Annotated in this window: 27 protein-coding genes and 1 riboswitch; of the genes, 20 read left to right on the plus strand and 7 right to left on the minus strand. The window is 47.8% G+C overall.

All coding sequences use genetic code 11. The features are described from left to right. Positions 1 to 121 precede the first annotated feature (121 nt). Positions 122 to 919 carry a stalk domain-containing protein gene (locus RQP52_RS17870; protein ID WP_315953440.1) on the minus strand — a complete coding sequence of 266 codons (798 nt, stop codon included), beginning with the start codon at positions 917 to 919 and terminating at the stop codon, positions 122 to 124. A 13-nt stretch (positions 920 to 932) separates the two neighbouring features. Further along, positions 933 to 1,085, minus strand: a riboswitch (cyclic di-AMP (ydaO/yuaA leader). A gap of 168 nt (positions 1,086 to 1,253) precedes the next feature. Between RQP52_RS17870 and RQP52_RS17875 the strand changes: the two genes are divergently transcribed. The 6 genes from RQP52_RS17875 to lepB all read left to right on the plus strand — a co-directional run bounded on the left by RQP52_RS17875 (position 1,254) and on the right by lepB (position 5,429). Then, complete coding sequence (locus RQP52_RS17875; RefSeq protein WP_315953138.1) at positions 1,254 to 1,553, plus strand: LiaF transmembrane domain-containing protein; 300 nt, start codon at positions 1,254 to 1,256, stop codon at positions 1,551 to 1,553. 27 nt (positions 1,554 to 1,580) lie between these two features. Further along, the gene (locus RQP52_RS17880) at positions 1,581 to 2,204 is read left to right on the plus strand and encodes a PspA/IM30 family protein (RefSeq protein WP_315953139.1); all 624 of its coding nucleotides are present in this window, start codon (positions 1,581 to 1,583) and stop codon (positions 2,202 to 2,204) included. 174 nt (positions 2,205 to 2,378) lie between these two features. Next, positions 2,379 to 3,041 carry a cell wall-active antibiotics response protein LiaF gene (liaF, locus tag RQP52_RS17885; protein ID WP_315953140.1) on the plus strand — a complete coding sequence of 221 codons (663 nt, stop codon included), beginning with the start codon at positions 2,379 to 2,381 and terminating at the stop codon, positions 3,039 to 3,041. A 25-nt stretch (positions 3,042 to 3,066) separates the two neighbouring features. Then, on the plus strand, positions 3,067 to 4,128 hold the full coding sequence (locus RQP52_RS17890) for a sensor histidine kinase (protein ID WP_315953141.1): 1,062 nt from the start codon (positions 3,067 to 3,069) through the stop codon (positions 4,126 to 4,128). 78 nt (positions 4,129 to 4,206) lie between these two features. After that, positions 4,207 to 4,854: a response regulator gene (locus RQP52_RS17895; protein WP_127453164.1), complete on the plus strand. Its 648-nt coding sequence runs from the start codon at positions 4,207 to 4,209 to the stop codon at positions 4,852 to 4,854. 26 nt (positions 4,855 to 4,880) lie between these two features. Next, on the plus strand, positions 4,881 to 5,429 hold the full coding sequence (lepB, locus tag RQP52_RS17900) for a signal peptidase I (RefSeq protein ID WP_127453163.1): 549 nt from the start codon (positions 4,881 to 4,883) through the stop codon (positions 5,427 to 5,429). Between the two features lie 66 nt (positions 5,430 to 5,495). Here lepB and RQP52_RS17905 read toward each other — a convergent pair whose 3' ends face one another. Beyond that, positions 5,496 to 6,182: a hypothetical protein gene (locus RQP52_RS17905; protein ID WP_315953142.1), complete on the minus strand. Its 687-nt coding sequence runs from the start codon at positions 6,180 to 6,182 to the stop codon at positions 5,496 to 5,498. A 153-nt stretch (positions 6,183 to 6,335) separates the two neighbouring features. Here RQP52_RS17905 and RQP52_RS17910 point away from each other — a divergent pair, with 153 nt between their 5' ends. Beyond that, positions 6,336 to 6,782, plus strand: coding sequence for a GNAT family N-acetyltransferase (locus RQP52_RS17910; RefSeq protein ID WP_164819534.1), 447 nt, complete (start codon positions 6,336 to 6,338; stop codon positions 6,780 to 6,782). Between the two features lie 41 nt (positions 6,783 to 6,823). On the opposite strand, the gene RQP52_RS17915 is transcribed toward RQP52_RS17910, so the two are convergent. Next, the gene (locus RQP52_RS17915; RefSeq protein WP_315953143.1) at positions 6,824 to 7,186 is read right to left on the minus strand and encodes a hypothetical protein; all 363 of its coding nucleotides are present in this window, start codon (positions 7,184 to 7,186) and stop codon (positions 6,824 to 6,826) included. 190 nt (positions 7,187 to 7,376) lie between these two features. On the opposite strand from RQP52_RS17915, the gene zwf reads away from it, so the two are divergent. The 5 genes from zwf to RQP52_RS17940 all read left to right on the plus strand — a co-directional run bounded on the left by zwf (position 7,377) and on the right by RQP52_RS17940 (position 13,797). Next, positions 7,377 to 8,912 carry a glucose-6-phosphate dehydrogenase gene (gene zwf / locus RQP52_RS17920; protein ID WP_315953144.1) on the plus strand — a complete coding sequence of 512 codons (1,536 nt, stop codon included), beginning with the start codon at positions 7,377 to 7,379 and terminating at the stop codon, positions 8,910 to 8,912. A 182-nt stretch (positions 8,913 to 9,094) separates the two neighbouring features. Further along, positions 9,095 to 10,087, plus strand: a complete 993-nt coding sequence (locus tag RQP52_RS17925; protein ID WP_315953145.1) for a metallophosphoesterase family protein — start codon at positions 9,095 to 9,097, stop codon at positions 10,085 to 10,087. Positions 10,088 to 10,144: 57 nt separating this feature from the next. Then, positions 10,145 to 11,728 carry a peptide chain release factor 3 gene (locus RQP52_RS17930; protein ID WP_315953146.1) on the plus strand — a complete coding sequence of 528 codons (1,584 nt, stop codon included), beginning with the start codon at positions 10,145 to 10,147 and terminating at the stop codon, positions 11,726 to 11,728. Between the two features lie 151 nt (positions 11,729 to 11,879). Then, positions 11,880 to 13,040 (plus strand): glycosyltransferase family 4 protein, encoded by a 1,161-nt coding sequence (locus RQP52_RS17935; protein ID WP_315953147.1) that lies wholly within the window; start codon positions 11,880 to 11,882, stop codon positions 13,038 to 13,040. Then, positions 13,006 to 13,797 (plus strand): YheC/YheD family protein, encoded by a 792-nt coding sequence (locus RQP52_RS17940; RefSeq protein ID WP_315953148.1) that lies wholly within the window; start codon positions 13,006 to 13,008, stop codon positions 13,795 to 13,797. Before RQP52_RS17935 ends, RQP52_RS17940 begins: the two co-directional genes overlap by 35 nt. Here RQP52_RS17940 and RQP52_RS17945 read toward each other — a convergent pair. Further along, complete coding sequence (locus tag RQP52_RS17945) at positions 13,792 to 15,165, minus strand: putative bifunctional diguanylate cyclase/phosphodiesterase (RefSeq protein WP_315953149.1); 1,374 nt, start codon at positions 15,163 to 15,165, stop codon at positions 13,792 to 13,794. The genes RQP52_RS17940 and RQP52_RS17945 overlap by 6 nt on opposite strands. Before the next feature lie 228 nt (positions 15,166 to 15,393). Here RQP52_RS17945 and RQP52_RS17950 point away from each other — a divergent pair, with 228 nt between their 5' ends. The 4 genes from RQP52_RS17950 to RQP52_RS17965 are packed head-to-tail and all read left to right on the plus strand — an operon-like array spanning position 15,394 to position 19,404. Then, positions 15,394 to 16,425, plus strand: a complete 1,032-nt coding sequence (locus RQP52_RS17950) for a LacI family DNA-binding transcriptional regulator (protein WP_315953150.1) — start codon at positions 15,394 to 15,396, stop codon at positions 16,423 to 16,425. Positions 16,426 to 16,464: 39 nt separating this feature from the next. Continuing rightward, positions 16,465 to 17,625 carry a Gfo/Idh/MocA family protein gene (locus tag RQP52_RS17955; RefSeq protein ID WP_315953151.1) on the plus strand — a complete coding sequence of 387 codons (1,161 nt, stop codon included), beginning with the start codon at positions 16,465 to 16,467 and terminating at the stop codon, positions 17,623 to 17,625. Positions 17,626 to 17,658: 33 nt separating this feature from the next. Further along, the gene (locus RQP52_RS17960; RefSeq protein ID WP_315953152.1) at positions 17,659 to 18,288 is read left to right on the plus strand and encodes a ThuA domain-containing protein; all 630 of its coding nucleotides are present in this window, start codon (positions 17,659 to 17,661) and stop codon (positions 18,286 to 18,288) included. A 21-nt stretch (positions 18,289 to 18,309) separates the two neighbouring features. Further along, positions 18,310 to 19,404: a Gfo/Idh/MocA family protein gene (locus RQP52_RS17965; protein WP_315953153.1), complete on the plus strand. Its 1,095-nt coding sequence runs from the start codon at positions 18,310 to 18,312 to the stop codon at positions 19,402 to 19,404. 396 nt (positions 19,405 to 19,800) lie between these two features. On the opposite strand, the gene sspI is transcribed toward RQP52_RS17965, so the two are convergent. Then, the gene (gene sspI / locus RQP52_RS17970) at positions 19,801 to 20,004 is read right to left on the minus strand and encodes a small acid-soluble spore protein SspI (protein WP_127453137.1); all 204 of its coding nucleotides are present in this window, start codon (positions 20,002 to 20,004) and stop codon (positions 19,801 to 19,803) included. A gap of 161 nt (positions 20,005 to 20,165) precedes the next feature. Here sspI and RQP52_RS17975 point away from each other — a divergent pair, with 161 nt between their 5' ends. Further along, a complete protein-coding gene (locus RQP52_RS17975) occupies positions 20,166 to 20,825 on the plus strand; it encodes a potassium channel family protein (protein WP_315953154.1) in 660 nt (219 codons plus the stop codon). A gap of 9 nt (positions 20,826 to 20,834) precedes the next feature. Next, positions 20,835 to 21,629, plus strand: coding sequence for a TrmH family RNA methyltransferase (locus RQP52_RS17980; protein WP_315953155.1), 795 nt, complete (start codon positions 20,835 to 20,837; stop codon positions 21,627 to 21,629). Positions 21,630 to 21,710: 81 nt separating this feature from the next. Here the strand turns inward: RQP52_RS17980 and RQP52_RS17985 are convergent, their stop codons facing one another. Continuing rightward, complete coding sequence (locus tag RQP52_RS17985) at positions 21,711 to 22,607, minus strand: LysR family transcriptional regulator (protein WP_315953156.1); 897 nt, start codon at positions 22,605 to 22,607, stop codon at positions 21,711 to 21,713. A gap of 197 nt (positions 22,608 to 22,804) precedes the next feature. Here RQP52_RS17985 and RQP52_RS17990 point away from each other — a divergent pair, with 197 nt between their 5' ends. Then, complete coding sequence (locus RQP52_RS17990; protein ID WP_315953157.1) at positions 22,805 to 23,818, plus strand: YeiH family protein; 1,014 nt, start codon at positions 22,805 to 22,807, stop codon at positions 23,816 to 23,818. Between the two features lie 29 nt (positions 23,819 to 23,847). Here the strand turns inward: RQP52_RS17990 and RQP52_RS17995 are convergent, their stop codons facing one another. After that, positions 23,848 to 25,008 carry an epoxide hydrolase family protein gene (locus tag RQP52_RS17995; RefSeq protein WP_315953158.1) on the minus strand — a complete coding sequence of 387 codons (1,161 nt, stop codon included), beginning with the start codon at positions 25,006 to 25,008 and terminating at the stop codon, positions 23,848 to 23,850. 110 nt (positions 25,009 to 25,118) lie between these two features. On the opposite strand from RQP52_RS17995, the gene RQP52_RS18000 reads away from it, so the two are divergent. Beyond that, complete coding sequence (locus RQP52_RS18000) at positions 25,119 to 25,973, plus strand: helix-turn-helix domain-containing protein (RefSeq protein ID WP_315953159.1); 855 nt, start codon at positions 25,119 to 25,121, stop codon at positions 25,971 to 25,973. The last annotated feature ends 204 nt before the right edge of the window (positions 25,974 to 26,177 follow it).

Below are 26,177 nucleotides of genomic sequence, written 5' to 3' on the forward strand. Positions count from 1 at the left end.
CTCCAGTTCCTTTGAGACGATTCGATCGAATAGATAGGGAGGTCCCGGAGTTGCATCGCAGTTTATGTGAGGCTTTAGGTAGTTGGCCGTATGCTCGTCAAAATTAAAAAACCCGTGATCATCACGGGTTTAGTTTGTACACTTTTACAGTTTGGAAGCCGAATTTGCGTAAGGATTGCTGGGAGCCTGGAATAAAAATATCAACGCGTTTGCCTTTGATGGAACTACCGGTATCCGTTGCATAAGCATACATGCCGCCTTTTGGCAGGCCGTTGAAATCATAACCTTCTATATAGAGCTTAGATCCAAGTGGAATAACCGATGGATCTACAGCAACGGTTCCGATTCCTAATGGATTCCCCATATAGTCCAATGCTCCAAAGCCTCCATTTTCAGAAGGATCTGCGGAGTAAGCTGTTGACTCAAATAGTTCATAATCAGGTGCGTGATGATTGCCGTCTTTACTTAAAATCGCTAGGTTGCTGCTTGCATCCCACTGAACGGGAATGTCGGAAGCATTGCTTAAGAACCGAAGCGGCACGTAGACACGACCGTTTTGGAACTCAGCGTGTGTGTCCATCTCGACAGGGGTGCTATCGATTTCGGCCTCTTTTTGGCCGGACACCAAGGAAATAGAGTGCTTGTCATTGTTCAGTGTGACTTTAATTTCGTCGCCTTCCTTTTGCCATTGTACATCATAACCCAGTTTCTCTGTTACGAAACGGATCGGTACTTGTGTAGCGTGGTTGTCATCCAAATAAGGCTGGGCATCCGGAAATTGAACCAGGTCATCGTTGACTTGCACTTTCACGTCCATACTCGCGGCGGCTGCATAGGCATGTCCCGAAAATGGGGAAAGAAAGCCTCCTGCCAAAACTGTGGCGGACACAGCAAGGCACGCTAACCCTTTTGTAAACATATTCAATTGGTAATCCTCCTTCAAAATGAGCCTCCGAGGTTAGTTGACGGGTTCGGGAAGAAGGTTCTCCCTAGTCTGCTCTGCGTACAAAGCAAATATTCACCCCATGTAAATCGTCCCCCGTACCGGCACTTTGTCTGTGCACCGGACTCGGCTTCAAATATTCTATCATTGATAGAATAAGAGAAACAACGCCCAAAATATGGTTAAAGGTCTTAGTGCATACTGGACTTAGGTCTAGGTACAAAAACAGTCGGGAGTCCGTTTTGACACACATCCTTTTCGGCTACGATAGTAGCATGAAGATTACGCGAAGGGCGGTGCAATAGTGAGCATGAATCGATCAAAAAGTTGGGCGTTCATTCTAATAGCGGTAGGCTTTCTTATTTGTATGCATCAAGTTGGTATGCATTTTCATGTCATGGGACTGCTGGTTCCTGTGGCGATGGTGGGGCTTGGTTATGTGGGGATAACCCATGGCAAGAAGATGGGCTGGGTGATTTTCGGCATTGGTGCCCTGATATTAATTACTAAATTATCTGGATTCCTAGCGATTGTGTTTGCTGTGTGGTTAATGTATTACGGCTATCGCATGCTAAAAAAACAAAACGATTCGGCGGAGTTCAAACTTTAATCAACAGGAATTTAGGAGGTGTGGATCATGAGCGTATTTGATCGAATTGGTAAAATGGCCGATATGGCCTTGCAGGAGGCAGCAAGCAAGCTGGACCTGCATGAACGGGGAGGCGGCCACTCGAGGAACGCAGGACACGGCGGACACGATGGAGCATCGCGCGGCATCGCCGAGCTGGAAGAGCGCTACGAGGAAGCGCTGCAGCGAACGATTGAGCTGCGCCAGCAAAGCGTCGACGCGGAGGAGATGGCGCAGCTGCGCGCCGAGCAGGCCGAGCTGGCCATGCGCGCAGGCGACGAAGAGCTGGCGCGTATGGCGCTGCAAGAGAAGCTGCGCTTGGAAGCTGCGTGCGCGCAGTACCGCGCGCAGTACGCGAGCAGCCAGGACGTCTGCCTGGCGCTCGCAGACGAGCTGGCGGTGCTGCGTGCAGGCCGCGCAGCAGGAGCGGGACAGCCGCGAAGCGGGCTGTCCAAGGAAGAAGCTCGCGAAGCATTGCGCGAGCTGGAAGCGACCGGCCGCGAGCTCGGCCGGGAAGCGCTGCAGGGGCTGCGCGTGGCGGGGCGCGTGTCGAAAGAGACGCTGAAGGAGGCTGGCAGCAACCTCAAGCAAGAGATGCGCAAGCTTCAGCAGGATTGGCGCGACAAGAAATAAGCCTCGCGTGATTGTACTGCGCCGCGACAGGATGCGGCGCAGCCGAGCTCCGGCCTCCTTTCCTCATGCTAGAGCCTTGCTGGGCAAGGATTTGCATCTTGGAGGCTGTCCATTCTTATGGTATGCTAGGAATCTATATGAACGAATTAATCGGCAGCCAGAGGAGGTGCAGCGATGGGCGAAGAAACCAAAAACAACCGCAACCGGAATACAGCTCTTGTGCTGATTGGCGCCGGTCTTTTTTTGCTTCTGGATCATACGATAGGCTTTTTCCCCATTCTTGCGATTATCCTCGTCTTGCTGGGCATTCATCGGGTCCGTTCCCGCAAAGAGCGCAAAGGGTTTGTGCTCATCGGCGTGGGGGCTGTGATTCTGTTTGGTGATCATATTACGATTGTTTTCGCTATCGTTTTGATTTCATTAGGATTCTTTTTCATAAGGTCTAAGCAAGTGCATAAAGATGACACCTATATTCAGAAGCAGAAGCTGATGGATAGCGTTCGATTGGGGCGTGAGCCTTGGATCATGCGCAATAGTTCAACATGGTACATTATTGGGGAGACGTATATCGATCTCTCGCTTGCGATACTGGAGCAAAAGGAGACTACGCTTATTCTGCAAGGTGTGATAGGCGACGTAGATATAAAGGTACCGGATGATATTGGCGTCTCAGTTGGGGCATCCGTTACATTTGGCCAAATTCAAGTCGCAAGTGAGCGTGAGTCAGGCGTAATGAACAAATTACAGTGGCAGTCGTCCAATTATGAGAGCTGCGATCACCGCGTGAAACTTGTGCTTTCTTATATCGTAGGAGATATTAAAATTAAAGTGATGTAAAAGTCTAGAGGAGGTTCAGCGCATATTGGACGGCTATAAACGCAGATTAACGAATATGATATGGCGCAGTATGGCTGAATCGATTATTTTTAGTTTTTTTGTATTTGGCGCTATCATCTATTTTATGAACTCAAACAATCTAATCAATCCATTTACGAGCTGGCAAGAAGGTGTGAAATTCGTTTTCATGGCCATCGTGATTATCGGAGGCATTGGCGCAGGGTACGGTTACTGGAACAGCTCACGGATTACACGCCGGCTTGAGCCGCTGATGGAGACGATGATTTTGCTTGAAAAAGGGACCTTCGCCCGCGAAGGCTTCCAGAATGGTGAAGATGAGATCGGGCGTCTCGGCGAGCAGCTCGGCCGCATTATGAAACGTTGGGAAGAGCAGGTTACTTCCCTGCAGCGACTTTCTAACAATAACGCCGAGCTTGCGGAGAAAGCGAAATTGTCGGCTGTTATTGAAGAACGGCAGCGTTTAGCGCGGGAGCTGCACGATGCAGTAAGCCAGCAATTGTTCGCGATCTCGATGACCGCAACCGCTGTTGGCCGGACATTGGACAAGGATTTCGAGAAAGCCAAACGGCAGATTCATCTGATTGAGGAAATGGCTTCCGTTGCGCAATCGGAGATGAGGGCGCTGCTGCTTCATTTGCGGCCTATCCATTTGGAAGGAAAACGATTGTCCGAAGGGCTTGTTGAGCTTCTCAAAGAGCTGGCGGCCAAAGTGCCGATGGCGATTACATGGGATATGGACGAAGAGATTCGTTTAAATAAAGGTATTGAGGATCACCTGTTCCGGATTGTACAGGAAGCGCTCTCCAATGCATTGCGCCATTCCAAAGCGAATAAGCTCGAGGTTAAGCTGCTTCACCGCGCTGACGGCGTTCGTCTGGCGATCCGCGATGATGGTGTCGGTTTTGAACTGGATGCGAAGAAACTTACCTCCTACGGCATCGTGTCTATGAAGGAGCGGGTTAACGAAATTGGCGGCTCTGTTGACATTATTACAGCTCCTGATCGTGGTACGCGTATTGAAATTCGAGTGCCGATTCTAGCTACAGATGCAGTGGAAAGTGTATAGTCGGTTCGTGTTGTTAATTGATGATGGTGTTGGTAGTGGAAAATAGGATGACAGTTCTGCTGACGAGAGGAGAAGCAAATGGACGATACATTGATTAAGGTCTTGCTTGTCGATGATCATGAAATGGTGAGGATCGGGCTTGCCGCTGTTCTGGGAACAGAAGATGGCATTGAAGTGGTCGGAGAAGCCAGCAACGGGCAAGATGGCATTCGGTTAGCTCAGGAATATCGACCGGATGTCGTGCTGATGGATTTGGTCATGGAAGGCATGGATGGGATCGAAACGACTCGGAAGCTGCTTCAGCTGTACCCGGAATGTAAAGTCATTGTGTTGACTAGCTTCTTGGATGATGAGAAAATGTATCCAGTGATTGAAGCTGGGGCCTTTAGTTACTTGCTCAAGACGTCTCGCGCTTCCGAAATTGCGCAAGCGATTCGAGCCGCGGCCAAAGGGCAATCCATTCTGGAGTCTCAGGTTGCCTCTAAGATTATGAACCGTTTCAGACAGCCTAAGGCGGCAGCGGAACCGCATGAAGAGCTGACAGATCGGGAAATGGAAGTCCTGAGGCTGATCGCCAAAGGGAAGTCGAACCAAGAGCTGGCGGATGATTTGTTTATCGGTGTGAAAACAGTGAAATTTCACGTCACGAACGTACTCGCCAAGCTTGGTGTGGAGGATCGAACACAAGCGGCAATCTATGCCTTTAAGCACGGCTTGGCTGAGTAGCAACATGGGACAAGGGAGCGATAAGGATGAATTTTCTCAAGCAATTGTGGAGCTGGTTTGGTTCCATTGCCATTTCTTTTGTTTTAGTCGTATTTCTTGGCGTTTTTGTGTTCCAATCGACCAAAGTAATGGGTCATTCTATGGACCCGACGCTGCATGACAGCCAGCGTGTGTATGTATCAAAGCTTTCTCATACGTTCAATTACGAACCTAATTATGAAGACATCGTCATTATTGATTCTAGAGTTGATTTGAAGCGGACGTTCAAGAACGATCTGCTGGATAGCCCTCTGCTTAGCTTATTTACAAAAGGTGATGACAAACACGTATGGATCAAACGTGTGATTGGGAAGCCTGGCGACCATTTAGAGATGAAAGACGATAAATTGTACCGGAACGGCCAATTGCTCGAAGAGCCGTACTTGAACGAGGCGATGAGAGCAAACGGGAACAAGGAATGGACAGTTCCGGAAGATCACGTATTCGTGATGGGAGATAACCGAAATAACAGTATGGACAGCCGTGTCATTGGCTACGTTCCACTCGATCATGTCTTAGGCAAGAAGCTCTTCTAAAAAAAGCGACCCTCTGGGTGAGCATGCAGATGCATAAGCTCATTCCAGAGGGTCGCTTTTTTTAAATCACATCTGTGTATCGAGCAGCAGCCCTCTCATCGGAACCGGCAAGTAGGCTTGGAGTTTGGAACGGTATTGCCCGTAAGGTTTTAGGTCAGAATGGGACATTTGAAACAATGCTTCAGAGGGAACTTGCTGCAGCTGTCCAAGGTTGTTCGCCAAGGTAGAAGCGAAGCTGGTAAGGCTGTCGAGACTTTTTCGAAAAGAGCTGGACAGGCTGTTGACCTGACCTTGAAGCTCCTGTTCCTGAAACTCAAGGCTGCCATCATCAAGCTTGTCGATGCCGATTTCTTTGAGCGAATAAGGCTTAGCGGCTTGCTCTAGCCCGGCAAGAAGGGAACGATTCATGTACGCAGGCGACTCTCGTAAGGAGGTCTGAAGTTCATTATATGTATCTACAAATTCACGGATAGGCTCTAGGATGGTTTCACGATTGTTGTCGCCAGGTCTTGCTTGGACCAAGGATTGTGCGGTGAGCTTGGCATTCTGGGCAGTTTGAACGAATCCAGCTACGTTTTGGGCTGCAGCTTTTGCGATTTTTTGATACGGTGAGCCCTCATATGGCAAATTAAGCTGCTCACGAATCGTGGTAGATTTACCGCCTGCGATGCCGCGGATACCGCTAACCCGATAATAATCCTTATGGGTCTGGTAGCTATTTACTGCTGTTATCGGAGGATAGGCATAGATCATTTCAATCACCCCTTTTCACATAAGTCTAGTATATCATTCGTAGGTATTGGGGTAAATTGGTACTTGTCAGATGGAAGATAAGCAAGTAGCTGAGTCAATTCCGCCAGGAGCAACATAAGATAGCATTATTGCTTCTTGTGGAGGCGATGCAGCGTGATTCGCAAACGGTTAGCTGCTAACGACGATCGGGCGATTCATCGTTTGATTGTTGAACAGTTAGTGCCTTTTTCCAGACAGTATCAGTCAGGCGTTTCGATTACTTTTTCAGAAATTCGCAAGCGGCTGAACCACAACAAAACGTTTGTGGCAGCTAAAGGATATAAACAGCCTTATGGGTTCATCTCGGTTATTCGCAAATCGAACGTGCTGTTCGTCGATATGCTGGCCGTCGATCCCCGTGAGCAGGGGAAAGGACTGGGGAAAGAGCTCATGAAAATGGCTGAGGAGTATGGGAAAAGTGAGCGCTGCCGCACAGCAGAGCTTTTCGTCGATGATAGCAATCCCAATGCCATTGGCTTTTATTCCAGCAAAGGGTATGAGATTGAAGAGTATCTCCCTGAGCTAAGCTGCTTCCGAATGAAAAAGAAGCTTGTTCGGTAATACTAGGGCTGCTGATGAGCAAGTCATCGGCAGCCTTTTCTTTATTCGCTGAACATAGCAGCAACCCGGTCAATTGGAATATCGATGGCTTCTGGGCCGGGAGATGGACCGCCGAAAAGCGGCATTCCAAAGAAGTTTAATTGCTCCAGTTGCGGCCCCGTGCTGGATGTTTCTGAGGTTTCTTTCTTTGGTTGGACCGATTTTGCTTTGGCAGTTGTTTTACGTTTCTTCTTGGATGCGGTTGAATTAAGCGTTGGGCGAGCCTCTTCATTAAGAATAAGCGTATTTTTCTCCAAACGGCTTAAAACTCCAAAGATTTGGGAACCATCATTAAGATAAAGCAGAACTGGTTTTCCGCACAGGCTTTTGCAAGCTTTTTCGGTGATCGGATGAATGGGCTGCATAAGACTCTTGGCACCTCCGTATTTGTATGTACTGTAGCCTATTCGGAAGGCCCCATTTCGGTATAGACGGATGTCTAGATCGGTATAAGAAATTGTTATAGGGAAAGTTCTCAGAAAAGTTGAATAGCTTGACAATTTTAGGTATGCTAAGCATATTAACCAATCCTAATAGAGAAAGAATGATGCATATATGAGTGGAGCTGTATTTTATATTTTCGGGGCAACCGGCGATTTGGCGAAAAGAAAACTATTTCCAGCTTTTTATAGCTTGTATCGGGAAGGGAAATTAGGAGAAAATTTCGCCGTTGTCGGTCTTGCTCGCAGACCTCGGACGAGTGAACAATTCCGCGATGACGTGAAACATTCGATCCAAGAATTTGCCCGTTACAAAATTACGGACGATGAGGAATGGACTCGCTTCTCAAGCCGTTTCGAGTACATGTCTTTGGATATTAACAACGTGGCCGGCTTCCACGAGTTAAACGTGTTGTCCACAAGACTGGATGAGCAATATCAAACGGGCGGCAACCGCTTGTTCTACCTGGCTTTGGCGCCGGAGCTTTTCGGCAACGTGTCCTACAATTTAAGCGAAGGCGGTTTGCTCAAAACCAAAGGTTGGCACCGTCTGGTGATTGAGAAACCATTCGGTTACGATCTACCTTCGGCTGAGCGTTTGAACGGTCAACTCCGTCAAGTGTTCGAGGAGAAGGATATCTACCGCATTGACCACTACCTCGGTAAAGAGATGGTACAAAACATTGAGTTTGTGCGTTTCGCGAACGCCTTCTTCGAGCCGCTATGGAACAATAAATACATAGCAAATATTCAAATTACATTAAGCGAAACCGTCGGCGTTGAAGAGCGTGGCGGATATTACGACCACTCGGGCGCTTTGCGCGATATGGGCCAAAACCATATGCTTCAAATGTTGATGATGATGGCGATGGAGCCGCCTAGCCGCCTGCATCCGGAAGATATTCGCGATGAGAAGGTCAAGGTTTTGCGTTCTTTGCGCCTGTTCGAAGATGGCGATGATGTTCGTGCAAATGTCGTTCGTGGCCAATATTCCAGTGGTTCCAGCAAAGGCAAAACGTTACCGGCTTACCGTGAGGAAGATTCCGTGAACCCGCAATCGACGACGGAAACGTATTTCGCTGCGCGTGTTCATGTCGATAATTTCCGCTGGGCTGGAGTGCCGTTCTACATCCGGACAGGGAAAAGGCTGCCGGTCAAAACAACCGAGGTTGTCGTTGAATTCAAAAACATTCCGAACAACGTTTATTTGGCTAAAAAGCATGTAATGGAACCGAATCTGCTTGTTTTCCGCGTTAATCCGATGGAAGGCATTTACTTGAAAATGAATGCGAAGCAGCCAGGATCAGAAGGCGTCATCGTTCCGGTTGCTATGGATTTCTGCCAAAGCTGCCAAATCGGCATTAATACGCCGGAAGCGTATGAGCGTTTGCTGTATGATGCAGCCCGTGGAGATTCTACGTACTTCACGCGTTGGGATGAAGTGGCGTTAGCTTGGTCTTATGTAGACCGCATTGCTGCGGCATGGAACGAGAAAACGGATGATCTGAAAGAATATCCGGCTGGATCTTGGGGACCTGAAGAGGCGACTAGACTGCTAACGGAAGACGGGTTTAAGTGGTGGCCGATCAACGGTCAAAATGAAGGCGAAGTCGATTGGGAAACCGTTCAAAAAACAACGGTTTTAACTTAAGTAAGCATGCATAACATCCAATAGGCGACTGACGCCTATTGGATTTTTTATGGTATAATAGATCTTACGGAGTAAATCCTTACTATTATACTTGGGGTGCGTTTATGTCACGAAGAGCTTTTATAAGATGGCTGCTTGCAATCGGGGCTGCATTGGTTGGAATAAGTGCTTTTTTTAGTCAAATGGTAAAAAAAAGGTTTATGGCGGAAGATCAGCCAGCCGTATCATCTGCTTCACCCGAGCCCGCTCAAGCTGTGGCGCAGCCTTCGGCCGAACCGTTGCCGACAGGTCCGCTAATGTCCTATTTTATATTAAGCGACCTTCATATCAGCGTAGGTGACCCGTTAACCGTGAAGAAATTGAGGCAAGCGCTCGATGACATTACACATTTCGACGGTCCAGTTGACGCCATTATGTTAACAGGCGATTTAACCGATACAGGAACGGAACGAGATTATAAGGAGCTGCGTACCATTGTAAGTGAGTATAAACTTCCTCCGGTTCATGCGAACATGGGGAACCACGACTATTACACGATTTGGATCAATAAAGCGAATAATTGGGATCAAGCGGCCGTTCCGAATGGTAAGAGCGATGAAGTCAGCCGAGAGCAGTTTAAAAAGTTTTTTGGCTACAAGTCGCTTTATAATGATTTTACGACGAAAGGTCACTCCATTCTGCTGCTTTCACAAGAAGCCTATGTTCAGGAGAAGCCGGAAGTCGGTGAAGGCGCATGGTATTCCGATGAACAGTTGGCCTGGTTCAAGGAGCGAGTTAAAGCCCTGTATCAACCGGGCAGACCTTTGTTCGTTATGACACATCAACCGCTGCCGCCAAATGGGACAGATGGGGGATCTCACCAATTAATCCGCGCAATCCAATTCCGCGAAACGTTGAAGCCCTATAAGAATGTGTTCGTCTTCTGTGGACACCGCCATCAAGATTTCCAGAATGGGACTCCGCATTATGTGCAGGAAACATTCCATTATTTCCACAATTCCTCGGTCGGCAGAACGCTGAACCGTGCGTATCAACAGGAAGCTAAGAATAAAGCTCAGGGTATCTATGTCCAAGTATTTGCTGATAAGGTCGTCGTACGTGGTAGAGAGTTCAGCAACCGTACGTTCCTTGATGAAGCGAATTGGAGTATCGATTTGCAGAAAGCCCAAGCTTAATCAATAAGCAACACCTAGTAGTATCCATGTAAAAGAAGAAGGGAATTAAACTAACAAATGACTACGCAACTCACAAAGCTTCTCGAAACGGAAGTCGCTAAGCGGCGCACGTTCGCGATTATTTCTCACCCGGATGCGGGGAAAACAACACTGACCGAGAAACTGCTGTTATTCGGAGGCGCGATTCGCTTAGCCGGAACGGTCAAAGGGCGCAAAGCTAGCAAGCATGCAACGTCGGACTGGATGGAAATTGAAAAGCAACGTGGAATTTCCGTTACATCCAGTGTGATGCAATTCGACTATGAAGGGCACCGGGTTAATATTCTGGATACACCTGGTCACCAAGACTTCAGTGAGGACACGTACCGGACGCTGACGGCAGCAGATAGCGCCGTGATGTTGATTGACGTGGCCAAAGGGGTCGAGACACAGACCAAGAAATTATTCCAGGTTTGCCGGATGCGCGGTATTCCGATCTTTACGTTTATTAACAAATTGGACCGCGAAGGCCGCGATCCATTTGAGCTTCTCGAAGAGCTGGAGGAAGTGCTCGGCATTCGATCCTACCCGATGAACTGGCCGATTGGCTCAGGCAAACAGTTCTGCGGCGTGTACGATCGTGGTAAGTCGCAAGTGGAGCTATACAATGGCGAGGATCACAAAGATATTGAGGTTCGCAAGGTGGATGGCGTGGAAGATCCGCTGGTTCGCCAAATTGCCGGTGAATTCTTGCATCAGCAACTACGCAATGACATTGAACTTCTAGACGTAGCTGGCGATCCTTTCGATATGGAAAAAGTGTTGAAGGGCGAGCTTACCCCTGTTTTCTTCGGAAGTGCCGTGAACAATTTCGGTGTGCAGACGTTCCTGGAGAACTTCCTGCAGCTGGCGCCAAAGCCAGAGCCGCGCAACAGCACAGTAGGAGTAATTGAGCCTACGAAAGAGAAGTTCTCGGGCTACGTATTCAAAATTCAAGCGAATATGAATCCGGCTCACCGCGACCGCGTTGCGTTCCTGCGTATTGTGTCCGGTAAATTCGAGCGCGGCATGTCGGTTAAGCATGTTCGTATGGGCAAGGATATCAAGCTGGCTCAACCCCAGCAGTTTCTGGCGCAAGACCGCGATATCGTAGAACAGGCATTCCCTGGCGATATCATTGGCTTGTTTGATCCAGGTATTTTCCGAATTGGGGATTCGCTGAGCGAAGGGGAAGCCATTGTTTTCGACGAACTTCCAACGTTCTCTCCGGAGCTTTTCAGCAAGGTATCGATTAAAAATGCGCTGAAGCAAAAACAGTTCCTCAAGGGCATCGATCAGTTGACGGAAGAAGGCATGATTCAGGTCTTCACGACGATCGGTTTCGAGGATATGATTCTCGGCGTCGTCGGCCAACTGCAGTTCGAGGTGCTTGAGCACCGGATGAGATCGGAGTATGGTGTTGATATTCAATTGCAGCGCCAGAACTATCAGTTCGCTCGCTGGATTATCGATGATAAGATCGATCCGGGCAAGTTCCGTATTAATTCCCAGCTGGTGAAAGATAAAAAAGGGAATTACGTCGGGCTATTCGAGAGTGAATACGCACTAAGATCCTCCATGGAAAAGAACCCGAATGCGAAGTTTTTAACGAGTGCTCCATAAGGCTTATAACAACCTGAAGAGGCTGTGCGCCAGAGTAAAATCTGGTGTGCGGTCTCTTCTTTTTTGGTTGCCGATGGACGGTTTGCTTCATACAATAAGTACGGGTTACGAATACAGGGCGCGCAGGCCATAAGGATGTGAAAGAGAGAACGTGCATCTACTGATCATTGCTCCTGAACAAATTCCAGTGCCGCCGCTAAAAGGTGGATCCGTTGAAATATGCATTTATGCCATCGCCCGTCAGCTTGCCAAACAGCATCATGTGACGATTATCTCGAGGCAGCACCGTGCTTATACAAACACAACCCGGAGGGGCTCGCTCAAGATTGTGAGGGTTCGGGCGAAGAGCTCGAAGCAATATTTGAAGGAAGTTATGAAGGCGATGAAAGGTGAGAAATTCGACTGGGTTCAAGTTGACAATCGACCTGTATTCGCGGCAGCTATTAAGCGCCAGTTTCCCCATAGCCCCGTCTCTCTTTTCCTGCATTCGTTGACGTTCGTGAAACCGCCTTATATATCGATTTCGAAGTGCTCGGCACTGCTAGGGAAAGTGGATTGGATTGTAGCGAATAGTGCCTCGCTGGAACAGGAGCTAATCCGGTTATTCCCCAAGCGCCGCGCCAAGCTGCATCGCATTTACCTTGGGACGGATATTAAACGATTCAAGCCCATATCGGCAGCCATGAAGCAGCGGTTGAGGCATAAATACCGAGTCGGCCGCGGGTTCCATATTCTTTATGTCGGCAGATTGATTAAGCGTAAAGGCATTACACATTTAATTAAAGCTGTACATTTGGCTAGAAAAAAGGTGGCTGGCCTGAAGCTTCTGATTGCCGGCGGGGAGCAAACGGAGGGGTACAAAGCGTCTTTGCAGAGAAAGGCCCGCAGGCTTAGAGTGCCAACAAAATTTCTGGGAAATATTGCCCATCGCCATATACACGAGGTGTATGGCCTCGCCAATTGCTTCGTATGTCCTTCGCAAGGGCATGAGGCTTTTGGATTAGTGAATGTGGAGGCAATGGCTTCCGGGCTCCCGGTCATCGCCTCAGCCAATGGGGGGATTAAAGAAATCATACAGCACGGGCATAATGGGGTATTGATTCGGGACTTCAGAAACCCTAGAGCCTTCGCTAAAGGGATTGCGGCCATTGCTAAGCGGAGAAAGTGGGCAGGCGGCATAGCGAAGCAAGCGCGGGACGATGCAGTTAAGCAATTCAGCTGGCAGGCAACATCGCAATCACTGGCCGACTTCTATAGACTGAAGCAGGAGGAAAGACATGAGAAAAATGTTAAAGAAACGGACCAAGGTTAGATACCCCAGATATGTCATGAGCAAGATTGGCAAAACCAAGGCGGTAGAGGCTACGGCGGCTCTAAAGGAATATGTGCCAACGACGAAATGGATGACCGCAGATACGCTTAAACAAATGCTGATTCAGCATAAAATGGTCTATATTAAGCCCAATGTAGGTATGTTCGGAAATGGTGTGATTCGCGTGGAATTGTCGGACGGCGAGGGAGAAATCATGCCGTATTCCTATCAGCTTGGGGTTAATTTGAAAAGATTTAAAACATTTGAAGACATGTATGCCTCCATCAAGAAGAAAACGGGAAAAGCACCCTATCTGGTCCAGAAAGGGATTCACTTGCTGAAATATAAAGGCAATCGCTTCGACCTCAGAATTATGGTGCAGCAAACACCTTTGCGCGATTGGGAAACAACCGGCGTAATTGGCCGAGTGGCACATCCGAGTAAAATCGTGACGAATTTTCACAATGGGGGAACTCTGAAACCGGTGGAAACACTCTTGCACAGCTACTTGCCTGCCGGTGAGCGGGATGTCTACGTCAAGAAGCTGCATGTTCTCGGGAAACGAGTGGCTAAAGCGATTAATACGAAATACAGGGGAGTTAAGGAAATCGGCGTTGATGTCGCTCTGGACAAAGACTTGCATCCATGGATTCTAGAGGTCAATACGAGTCCAGATCCTTATATATTCCGCAGACTGCGGGATAAGCGTATATTTGCGAAAATGCGAAGGTACGCCAAAGCATACGGCCGGTTATGAGATCATAACCGGTCTGTTGTCATATCGATGAAAGCTTTGCTCGATTTCGTAAACGGAAACCGGCGGACTTAAGAGATAACCTTGAATGGTCGTGCAGGTGGTTTCACGCAATATTTCAAGCTGGCTCAATTCTTCTACACCTTCAGCTACCACTTGCACGTTAAGGGCGTGACCAAGGTGAATAATGGCGTTGGTTATCGCTAGATCGTCTTTATTGCTATGTATATTTTTAACGAAGGACCGGTCGATTTTCAAACAGTGAATAGGAAAATGCTTCAGATAATTCAGCGAGGAGTAGCCGATTCCGAAATCATCGATGGAGATTGAGATTCCTTTCTTGCAGAGCTTCTCTAACACCGCTATGGTGTTTTCCATGTTTTGCATTATCGAGCTTTCCGTAATTTCGAACTCCAGATAAGCAGGATTAATGCCGGTCTGCTCAATGATACGAATGGCTTTATCCGAAAAGTTCTCGTCCTGGAACTGGCACGGCGAGATATTGACAGCAACCTGATAGTCTAAAATACCGGCATCGAGCCATCTCATCTTCTGGAGGCAAGCCTCACGGAGCACCCATTCGCCAAGGGGCAGAATCAAACCGCTCTCTTCTGCCAGCGGAATGAATTCATTAGGCGGAATCATGCCGAGCTTGGGATGATTCCATCGCACCAAAGCTTCCAGACAAATAATTTTGCCGGTAGAGAGTTCAAGGCGTGGCTGGTAGTACAAGATGAGCTGATTTTCTAAAATAGCCTTGCGCAGCTCGGTTTCCATTTCCATGGAACTGGTCTGTTGGGGTGAAAGCATGGAATGGTAGGTGACAAGCTTATTTTTGCCAGTGTGTTTGGCGGCCAGAAGTGCTTGGTCAGCTTGTTTCAACGCTTGTTCTACCGTTGCTGGCGTTAGCTCCACGGCACTCATGCCCATACTGACGTTAATGTAACATTCATGTTCCTGAATCATAAACGACTGCTCAAAAAGCTGTTGTACCTGCAAAAGGCTTTGGGACAACTGTTCCTGATGGTCTGCGTGTATAACCAGCGCAAATTCATCATCCCCGGATCGAACAGCGAGACTGCAATTAGGAATGGAGCGCAGTCGATGAGCGACTTCGGCTAACAGAAGATCACCGGACGCGTAGCCGAGTGAGAAATTGATTTGTCGAAACCGGTCAATATCCAAGGTAAGAATGATTTGAATTTGTGCATCGCGCATAGCTCTGCTATGGCGTCTTACAGCTTTTTTGATCAAAATTAAAAGGTGACTTCGAGTCACTTTTTTCGTACTCCGCAGAGTTGATGAGGCCAAGTGAAGAAGGCGCTGGGCTACTTTCATTGTGATCACTCTTCCCACATCATAGTTGTCCATATAACATTAATCATAAAGCGAAAGACAACGAATAGGCAATATAATAAATTAGATCATTTTACAGAAATTAGTCGTTTTTTGTTAGTTTTATTTGTAGGAGATTGGCGTAAGTGTCGAAATGTGAGATGAATATTTTTTGGCGGTAATGTATTGACAAAAATAGCTCTTGAATGAGAAAATGTACGCGTGTACATAATGGATCTCAGTAATGAAAATGGAGGCTTCTACATGGTGACTAGAAAAGAGGTTGCTGAATTAGCCGGTGTTTCCGAAGCGACCGTTTCCCGTGTATTTAATGGGCTCGGGCCCATGAAGCCTGCTACGAAGGCGCGTGTTCTGGAAGCGGCTGGCCAGCTGAATTATCATCCGAATGCGATTGCGCAAAGCTTTGCACGAAGACGCAGCGGAAATCTCGGTGTGGTGCTTCCTTATATGCCTAAGGTACATCTGTTCTCAGCATATTATTTTGCGGAAATCTTAAGCGGGATCGGCGAGCAAGTAAGGGAGCAGGGGTATGACTTGCTTCTATCGTTGTTGAAGCCGGATGAAAGCTTGGACTACGCGAGGCTCTACCGATCACAGAAAGTGGATGCTTGTGTGATTCTGGGCGCAAGAGATACACCGGAGCAGCGAGAATCGCTTCAACAGCTGCAGGAGCAGGGGCACCCCTTCTGTTTGGTGAATCAGCATTTTGAGGGTTTAGCTTTTCACGAGGTGGATGCCGATCATGTCGATGGCAGCTATCAGGCTGTTCGCCATTTGCAGGAGGAGGGCTACCGGAAGATTGCCTTCCTGAACGGCTCGCCGGAGTACTCCAATTCCGGGGACAGGCTTCAAGGCTATCTCAAAGCGATGTACGATGCAGGGCTTGAGACGCCACACGAGATGCTGCTTGAAGGCAATTACAGCCGGAAAAGCGGTTACGAAGCAGCGGAAAGGCTTTGGGCGCAGCGGGAGCAGGTGGAAGCGGTTTTTGCCGCAAATGATCGCATGGCTATCGGCCTGATGCAAGGACTTCGGGAAAAAGGTTGGGTGGCAGGTCGGGACTTTGCCGTCGTGGGCTGCGATGACTCCGATGCCGCTAAACTGAGCGACCCACCGCTCAGCAGTATTAATGTGCCATTTTATGAGATGGGAAAAGAAGCGGCACGAAGTGTATTGGCTCGCGTCATGCAGGGGGAAAGTGTGAATCCTCCCAATGTTAAGCTGCCAACCCAACTCATCATTCGTCAGTCATCTAAGAGCAGTTCACTTATATAAGGATAGAACGATTAACCACTTAAGGAGGCTTTCAATTTTATGAAATCATTCAATATTGGTATGGTCGGTTATAAGTTTATGGGCAAAGCGCACAGCCATGCTTATAAGGATTTGCACATGTTTTTCCCGCAGACGGCGGTGCCGAACATGAAGCTCATCTGCGGACGTGATGAGAACGGTGTCAAAACCGCAGCCGAGCAGTTCGGCTGGGATGGTTACGTCACCGACTGGCGCGAGCTGGTTACGCATCCTGAGATCGACATCGTCGATATCAATGCTCCCAGCGACGCGCACAAGGAAATCGCGCTTGCAGCGGCCAAAGCCGGCAAGCACCTGTTCTGTGAGAAGCCGCTGGCGCTGACCCTTGCCGATGCAAGGGAGATGCTGGAGGCGGCTGAAACGGCCGGGGTGAAGCACATGGTCGGCTTCAACTACCGGTTTGCTCCTGCGGTGCAGCTCGCGAAGAAGCTGGTCGAGAGCGGTCGACTCGGCGAGATCTATCACTTCCGCGCGTGGTTCCTGCAGGACTGGATCGTAGATCCGACGTTCCCGCTGGTATGGCGCTTGCAGAAGGAGATTGCCGGCTCCGGATCGCACGGCGATTTGGGTGCGCATCTGATCGATCTGGCGCATTTCCTGGTTGGCGATATGACAGAAGTTATCGGGATGAGCGAGACGTTCGTGAAGGAGCGTCCACTGCCGAGCTCCATGACAGGACTTAGCGCCAAGGGCAGCAAGGACGCGCCGCATGGTCCGGTCACTGTGGATGACGCGACGTTGTTTATGGCCCGTTTCGCGAACGGAGCGCTGGGCAGCTTCGAGGCTACACGGTTTGCAGCCGGTCACCGGTGTACGAATTCTTTTGAAATTAATGGCAGTAAAGGCAGTGTGAAGTTTGATTTTGAGCGCTTGAACGAGCTGCAGGTATATTTTACAAGTGATGATGAGGATGTTCAGGGGTTCCGCCGTGTTCTGGCAACAGATGCGCCCCACGCTTATATGGATGCTTGGTGGCCGGCCGGACATACAATCGGGTATGAGCACACGTTCGTGCACGAGGTTGTGGAGCTAATGAACGCGCTTTCAGAAGATCGTCAGCCGGTTCCGAATTTTGTGGATGGCGTGAAGTGTCAAGAGGTGCTGGAAGCCGTGGATCAATCCATTGAGCAGCGCCGTTGGGTGAAAATTAGCGAGGTTTAAGCTTAATCAGAAGCAGAGAGGAGCTTGCGCAAGATGAGTAAACAAGCATTGATTGTCTGGGGTGGCTGGGATGGTCATCAACCTGAGGAAGTGGCTGGGATTTTTGCGGGGTTATTGCGCGAAGAAGGTTATGGCGTGGAGGTATCTGATACGCTGGATAGTTTTAAGGATGCGGAACGCTTGAAAGGCATTGATCTCATTGTACCTGTATGGACGATGGGGAAAATTGAGAAAGAGCAATTGACACCGTTACTTGCCGCAGTGAAAGAAGGTGGAACCGGGATTGCCGGCTGCCACGGCGGGATGGGGGATTCCTTCCGGAATGAAGTCGAGTACCAATACATGGTCGGCGGTCAATGGGTCGCTCATCCGGGCAATGACGGTGTTACCTACACGGTGCGGATCAAAGATCGTCAGCATTCTCTGACAGAGGGAATAAACGATTTTGTCGTCGTCTCTGAAAAGTATTACATGCATGTCGATCCTGCTATTCAAGTGCATGCGGTGACGGATTTCGGCGATGTGGAGATGCCGGTGGTGTGGACCAAAACCTATGGCGAAGGCAAAGTGTACTATAACTCGCTTGGCCATCAAGCCAACATCGTACGGATGCCGGAAACACTTGAGCTTATGCGCCGCGGCTTGCTGTGGGCGACACGATAACGAAGAGGAGGAGCGAAAAAGATGAGTAAAAAGAAGGTTGGTATTATTGGTTGCGGGAATATTAGTGCTGCTTATATGAAGAATATTCCTAACTTTGAGCATTTGGAGCTGCTCGCTTGCGCGGATATCGATTTGGAGAGAGCGAAGGCGCGGGCGGAGGAGTTTAATATTCCTCACGCGTATTCGGTTCAGGAGCTTTTGAATGATGCGAATATTGACATTGTCATCAATCTGACGATTCCAGCTGCACACGCGGAAGTCTGTATTCAGGTATTGGAAGCGGGCAAACACGTCTATGTGGAAAAGCCGCTAGCGGTTACGCGCGAAGAGGGCTTACGCATTCTGGAGGTAGCTCGCCGTAAAGGATTGTCAGTCGGCAGCGCGCCGGATACCTTCCTCGGTGGAGGAATTCAGACATGCGTGAAACTGATCAATGACGGTTGGATCGGCACACCGATTGCCGCAACGGCTTTCATGATGGGCAAAGGTCACGAGCATTGGCATCCGGACCCTGAGTTTTACTATGCAAAAGGCGGCGGCCCTATGTTCGATATGGGTCCTTATTATCTTACAGCATTAGTAGCTCTGCTAGGGCCTATTCGCCGTGTAACAGGCTCGACAGGCATCAGCTTCCCGGAACGTACAATTAAGAGCGAGAAAAAACGCGGACAGAAGATCACGGTAGAGACGCCAACGCATATTGCGGGCGTGCTTGATTTCCATAGCGGCGCAATTGCTACGCTGGTTACAAGCTTTGATATTATGGGCGGCACGCAGCTGCCGAACATTGAAATCTATGGCAGCCATGGCTCTTTGCGCGTACCGGATCCTAATACTTTTGGCGGTCAGGTGATGATCCGTAAAAATGGTTCCGACTGGGAGCCGATTCCATTATCCCATGGCTACAAAGAAAACAGCCGCGGTTTGGGTGTTGCCGCAATGGCGCAAGCACTCATCAGCGGTGAGCGTGAAGCGCATCGCGCGAATGGCGAGCTGGCGTACCATGTGCTGGAGGCTATGCATGGCTTCCATGACGCAGCGAGTGAAGGCAAGCACTATGTGATGCAAAGCAGCTGTGAAAGACCGGCGCCTTTGTCGCCGAACACTGTGCTTTAGCAATTATCAATTATTAATGATCGATTATCCTCCTCTTGGATTAGAGGGGGATTTTTTTGTTTGATGCAGGGGTGGGGCACAGCAGCGTGGACGATTCCCTAAGGCTCGTTGCTATTGGAAAAACTACCGTTAATGTGCACTGATAGGTGGAAGGAATTGGAATAGAGGTAGAAACTCAAGCTACATTGATGGAATTTTAGCGAAACATAGCGGATATGGGGAAATTAGAGGTACAAAATTCAGTTAAATAGGTGAAGATGGATATATTGCAGGAATTAGCAGGAGTAATCGGCTTTACTTGCTGAGAATAGCTGGAGAAGATCAGGCTGTCGAGTACGAATATGCAGCTAAGGGATTGCAAGGAGCAGCCCCCTAGCCGATGGTGGGAATTTGGGGTCAAGGGAGATGCCCTTTTAAGGTTTCAACGAGTTCATTTTGGATATTTGCTTCACTATGCTGCCATATGATTTCGAAAAGCACACCTAGCCCGGGCAATACCCTTTCTTCCCCGCCAATCGAATCTTCAATAATTTCTTGAAGTTCGTCATTGGATTTATTTTGGACTCTCTGGACGATGGCCTGTCTTAATGTAATGTTCATTCGTTCGTGGACCTCGCTTCCCTTTCGTTATCGATACTAATATGCGCAAGTTGATGTCGGTTCATCCTCCACCTTCGCCTCTTTCCGCGCACAGCGAGTTTACAGATCGCAAGTATGTTATAATTTAGAATCATATTGGAATTTGGAGGAAACGCCAGCCTATGAGAAAACAATTTGCCATTATTGGAATGGGAAGATTCGGGTCCAGCATTGCCAGAACGTTGTCACAATTAGGTTTTGAAGTCATGGCCATTGATTCTCGTGAAGAGACTGTGCAAGAGATCTCATCGATCGTCACGCACGCCGTACAAGCGGATTCAACGGATGAAGAAGCGCTTCGGGCTCTGGGTATACGCAATTTTGACGTTGTCGTAGTCGCCATTGGGGAGGATATTCAAGCGAGTATCTTGACCACATTAATTCTCAAAGAAATGGGAATACCTACGGTAGTTGTGAAAGCTGTGAATGACTTGCACGGGAAGGTGCTTAAGAAAATCGGCGCTGACAAGGTCGTTTATCCAGAGAGGGATATGGGACAGCGTGTCGCGCATCACTTAATCTCATCTAATATTGTTGATTACATAGAATTGTCCTCAGATCACAGCATTGTGGAGATTCAAGCCTCCCGTCATATGATTGGCCAAAATCTAAAAGAACTTGATATTAGGGCCAAATATGGTTGCAATGTGATTGCGATCAAACACAATGATAAGCTGATCATTCCGCCAAGCGCGGAGGAAAAGCTGCGACCTGATGATATTTTGGTTGTCGTTGGAAAAAATTCGGATCTTCAAACGTTTGAAGTGACTTTTGCAGAGTAGGTAGAAGAAATGACACATACGGAAATTATGTCTGTTCAAAATGCCCGTGTGAAAGAATGGGCACAGCTTTTGGAACGCAAGGGTAGAGATAAGCAAGGGAAATACATCATCGAAGGCCATCATCTGGTGGAGGAAGCGCTGCGTGCGGGAGCCTCTGTCGAAACCGTTATCTTCAGCCTGGAAAAAGGTTTGCCTGACGGTCTAGCTGGGCTGGTATCGCCGGGCGAAGTAGAATGGGTCGGCGTCAGCCAAGCCGTCCTGGAGAAATGCACGGATACGCAGACGCCGCAGGGCGTGCTGGCTATTGTTGCTCGGCCGCAGCTGGGCATGGACGAGCTGCTCGCTGGCGAGCATGATCTTGTTGTGGTCCTGGACGGCGTCCAGGACCCGGGCAACCTCGGCACTATCATCCGCAGCGCGGATGCCGTTGGTGCCAAAGCGGTAGTGCTCGGCCGCGGCACAGTCGATCTGTACAATCCCAAGACGATCCGCTCGACGATGGGATCGATGTATCATCTGCCGATTGTGGAGGCAGATTTGGGGCTTTTGCTGCCGCGAGCGCGTGAGCGCGGCGTGCGCCTCGTGACCACGAGCCTGCAGGCGCAGAGCTCGTGTTACGACACGGACCTGCGGCAGCCGACGTGGCTGATTCTCGGCAACGAGGGCCGGGGCGTGTCGCCGGAGGTTGCTGCGCTGTCGGATGTGCAGGTCATCATCCCGATGCAGGGGAAGGCGGAGTCGCTGAATGTGGCCATGGCTGCTACGGTGCTGCTGTTTGAGGCTTCGCGGCAGCGGTTGATGTAGCTCGGGGGCATTCAATTCATTGCCGCCAATAATAAACGATAAGGCACCCTCAGTATACTGAGGGTGCCTTTTTTATCCGAATTAAGAACGCACGAAAGACGTTTGCTCCAACAGCTTTTGTATAAACATTTGAATAGCCATTGACGAAGAAGTATCTTTATTTTGAATAAACCAGAAATCACGTTCTTTTAGCTTGGGATTGAGAGGGATAGCCGTAATCTCTCCAGTTTCTAATTCTTTACGAACAATCCAGCGTGACAGAATGGAGATTCCTAAGCCAGCAGCAACGGCTTCTTTAACTCCTTGGCTGCTAGTAAATACATAGGATCGTTTAATGCGTAAGTCGTTCGTATGGATAAACTTATCGCTATAAGATCGGGTACCGGAGCCATGTTCCCTGAGAACCCAGGTGCAATCATGGAGCATATCTGGCTTCACGGTCTTTTTGGCGCATAATGGATGATCCGGAGATGCAATGAGAAGCATTTCATCTTTCATATAAGTTGTAAGTTGAATCCCGTTCTGTGACACTTCTCCCTCAACTAAACCTAGATCAAGTTTGTTGGCTTTCAGCGCTAAGGCAATCTCCTCTGTATTGGCAATAGTCAAAGACAAATCGACTTCTGGAAACTGATTTGCAAAATCCGCAAGCAGCCGCGGCAAAATATATTCACCAATTGTAAAACTAGCCCCAATTTGAATAGATCCTGTTACCTTCTGATTGAGTAAATGGATGTCTTGTTTTCCTTGTTCGTAAAGGGAAAGAATTTGCTTAGCTTGCCGATATAGTATCTCTCCTGCATCTGTAAGAACAACATGCTTGGGCGATCGATGCATAAGTTTGGCATTGAATTCGTTTTCCAGGTTGCGAATTTGTAATGAAACGGCTGGCTGGGACAAGTTTAACAATTCTCCTGCTCTAGAGAAGTTATTTTGTTCTGCTACCGTAACAAACACGCGAAGTGCATCAACAATCATTTCCATACCCCCTAGAACTATATTGTACAAATTCTTTGGAGGGGCCACAACTTAATCATAAGTTTTTCTCATGGTAAAGATTGAATATTGATATTTCACTTATTGTTAAAGCGGCCTTATAGTGAAAGAGGTAAAGGACAACAAAGTTAAACTTGAAGGAGAGGGTGAGGATTATGGAAGTCTTATATGCCTTACCAATGAAGCAAAAGGGACAAGATTTCGTGCAAGGAATTAGCATAACTTTCGTTCTTGCAATCGTTGCAAAGTATTTAGGGGGCTTTCCGTTTCTCAGTATTATGGGCCAACTTGTGATAGCGATCCTGCTTGGTATGCTTTACAGGGGGGTTATTGGGGTCCCGCAGCAAGCCATAAAAGGGATCTCTTTCTCAAGCAAAACGCTTTTACGCTACGGCATCATCTTGTTGGGAATGAGATTGAACTTGGTCGATATCGTTCACGCTGGTCCTAAAGTTTTGGTTATTGCAATTATTAATATCGTTTTTACGATTTTTGTTGTTTATGGTATAGCAAGGTTGTTTAAGGTAGAAAACCGCTTAGGCATCTTGACAGCCTGTGGCACCGCGATTTGTGGGGCTGCTGCAGTTGTAGCGATATCACCGCAAATTAAGGCGAATGATAATGAGACAGCTATTGGAGCCGCGACTGTTGCTATTTTGGGTACCATTTTCACACTTCTCTATACGATTCTATATCCGGTCCTAGGCTTAACAGCAAAAGGTTATGGTATCTTCTCTGGGGCAACCCTTCACGAAATTGCGCATGTCATCGCGGCAGCAGCTCCCGGAGGTAAAGATGCCGTGGATCTGGCTGTAATTGTGAAATTAACAAGAGTTGCTCTTTTGGTACCGGTGGCAATCGTGCTTGGTGTCTGGACAAACCGTACCGAGCGTAAGAAAAATACCGTCGTCCAAAAAGCGAGCTGGAGATCCATTCCGATTCCATGGTTTATTCTAGGCTTCCTTGTTATGAGTGGTATAAACACATTAGGATTCATACCAACTGGTTTTACCAACCAAATCATCCTTCTTGCCTATTTCCTGATTGCGATGGCGATGGCTGGTCTTGGGCTTAATGTTGACTTGGCCACGTTCCGACGCTTGGGGATGAACTCGTTTGCTGCAGGTTTAATAGGGTCTGTATTGCTTTCAATTCTAGGCTATCTGCTTATTGATCTGTTTGGATTAAAGTAACAAGCAAACATAAGAAGAGAACGATTATATTAATGATTCATCTTCACTCTAAAAGTCCTGTAAAAGTTACAAATGTCCTGAGCCAGAAGCTCGGGTTCTTCCATAGCGGTAAAATGTCCGCCACGGGGCAGCGAAGCCCAGTGAATGACATTTAGGTTGCGTACTGCCCATTCTTTGGGAGGTAGCAAAATATCTGCAGGGAACAATGCGATGCCTGTCGGTACATCTATATAGCCCAATGGTGGTAAAGAATGTGAATTTTCATAATACATCCGTGCTGAAGAACCGATTGTGTTCGTAACCCAATACAACATAATATGAGTGATGAGTTCATCCTCGTTGAATTTCTGCTGAAGGTTACCATTGCAATCGCTCCATGCACGATATTTTTCAACGATCCAGCCAGCCAAGCCTGCCGGTGAATCGGTTAGTCCATAAGCAAGGCTCTGTGGTTTTGTGGATTGAACGGACATATAGCCACCTTCTTGAGCAATCCATTCCGAAGCGCTTTTCTTGTATTGCAGCTCTTCTTCCGTAAGCTTCGCCTGATCAGATGAAGCCATGAGGTTCCTTATAATGCCGATATCGGTTAAGTGGATGCCGTATAACAGTTCAGGATGGTTTGCTACCAGATATCTTGTAACTCCTGATCCAATATCCCCACCTGCGGCAGCAAATTTTCGGTACCCTAATTCTTCTGTCATTAGCTTAGCCCACATCTCCGAGACGCGAAAACTGTTGACGCCAGCATGTTTAGGGCGACTAGAGAATCCAAACCCAGGTAATGAAGGGACAATCACGTCGAAAGAATCCTCAGGGTTACCGCCGTAGCTGGCAGGATCGGTAAGAAGAGGAATGATCTTTTGATAACGAAGGTAACTGTCGGGCCATCCGTGGGTAAGAATAATGGGCATTGGATTCGGTCCTTTACCACGTTCATGTACGAAGTGCACGTCTATGCCGTCGATATTGCAGCAAAACTGGGACAAGCGGTTCAACTGGGTTTCTTGCGCGCGCCAGTCATAATGTTCTTTCCAATAAGAAATGAGCGACTTTAAATAACTTAATTCTGTGCCTCGTTCCCACCCCGTGTTATCTATTTGATCTGGCCAACGAGTGTGATGCAGTCTGTATGTTAGATCGTCAAGGATCTCGTCAGAGACATGAATGTGAAAACGTTCAATAGCCATTGTGGTTTTTCCCTCCTTTTGTTGGTACAATCGCTATTATATCTCTCACACTTGTCTGGTACACTGCCAATAATGAAGTAATTAACTATAATATTTGATAGGTGATGGCTATGCCACAAATAGATCGACACAAAAACCGAACCGTGAATATTGAATTTGCCGCAGTGGAGGATTTCAGCATGCTTCCTAATCCTGAACGTCTTACTCTGATTCTCATTACGTCAGGAAGTATGAGCGGGACATTAAATGAACGGCCAATTTCCATTTCCGCTCCTGGTGTTCTTTGCTTAGCTGAAACAGATGATATGAAAGTCACGGAGAAACAAAACATTGCTGCACAATCCTTTCATTTTCATCCCGAATTTCTGAACACCACAGTTCTTTCCGAAACGCAGGGCTATTTTCCGACGGGGCCGAGAATACAAACAGGTCAATCACTTTTTCAAAGAGATGATCCATATACCACTATCCCCCGCATCACGGAGAAGGCATTTCCGCTTTTATTTGAATGGTTTTTTATACTAGGTATGGAAGTGCAGGCGCAAAGTGATTCACGTTGGGTGTGCAGAGTAAAAAGATACCTCATTCAAATATTGGGTTTGCTGGAGGATTTAAATCGAAATAGTGAACAATCACCTGTTGATTCCGTGTTAGAATATATAGAAATGAACTATTCCAGAAAGATTTCTCTGGAAGATCTAACGAATTGCGCTCATTTAAACCGTGTAACCCTGAATAAGATGTTTCAGGAAAGGTGCGGAGATACAGCAATGGGTTACTTGCTATCACATCGTTTGAAGGTTGTATGTGAGCTTTTAACTCATACAGGTATGAAGCTTGATGAAATCGCACGTGCTACAGGATTTGAGTATGACACATACCTTATCAAGCAATTCACGGCTAAAAAAGGCATCTCACCTACAAAATATAGGAACACTACTCGCAAGTTCGCCACAGTCCAATAGAATTCATATATAAAAGCCGCCTAGCTGCAGCTTTTTTGTTTTATAAAGATATGGATTTTTTTTACATGAAAAGAACCTAAACGGCTGAGTGAAAAATTAAGGCATCATTCATCGATTTATTTAGACTTCGTTTAAGTACGTTGGTAAGATAGAGATGAGGATTCATGTAAATTTTTAATTAGATGTTTGAGTATACACTCGGGT

It is taken from the genome of Paenibacillus violae, from assembly GCF_032461945.1.
GTDB classification, from domain to species: Bacteria; Bacillota; Bacilli; order Paenibacillales; family NBRC-103111; genus Paenibacillus_E; species Paenibacillus_E violae.